We start from the raw sequence: 486 nt of genomic DNA on the forward strand, positions 1-486 counted from the left end.
GTTCGGGTGCGGCTGTGGTGGTCATTCGGCCTCCTCGGTTTCTGAAACGGGTTCCGGGCGCAGAGCCAGCTGTAGAAAAGTGCTGCGCAGGCGCTGCGGGTCGGCTCCCAGCCCAAAGGCCTGCTGAATCCAGTGATCGCTGGCCTGGGAGAGCCGGATCGCCCGCATGCGGATTTCGGTGGGCTGGTAAGCCAGCAGCCGCTCAAACACTGCCAACAGCATTTTCAGGCTCAGCCCGGTGGTCAGCAGTTCCAGGATGGATTTGCTGATGGCGGCGGACACGCGGTCTGTCTGCACGAGCCATTCCAGCCGCCGCGCCAGGGCACGGCCTTCACGGCTTCGACTGAGTTCTCTACCTATGGGCGATTCCGCAGTCTGCTGCAGGGCATGGGCCATGACCTTCTGATCCTGGGCGTCGGCCTCCTGCTGCAGGGCATGGTTCACCAGCGCGCTGAGCGCGATCACAGAGCGCCCCTGGCTTACAAG

1 protein-coding gene is annotated in these 486 nt (G+C 64.0%); it reads right to left on the reverse strand.

Translation table 11 applies throughout. The annotated features are described in order from the left end of the window. Positions 1–21: 21 nt before the first annotated feature. Positions 22–486, reverse strand: a 465-nt coding sequence (locus tag FY251_RS21040) for a hypothetical protein (RefSeq protein WP_222847872.1), incomplete at its 5' end; no start/stop codon positions are given.

Origin of the sequence: Haloferax sp. KTX1 (genome assembly GCF_902410085.1) — an archaeon.
GTDB lineage: Archaea > Halobacteriota > Halobacteria > Halobacteriales > Haloferacaceae > Haloferax > Haloferax massiliensis.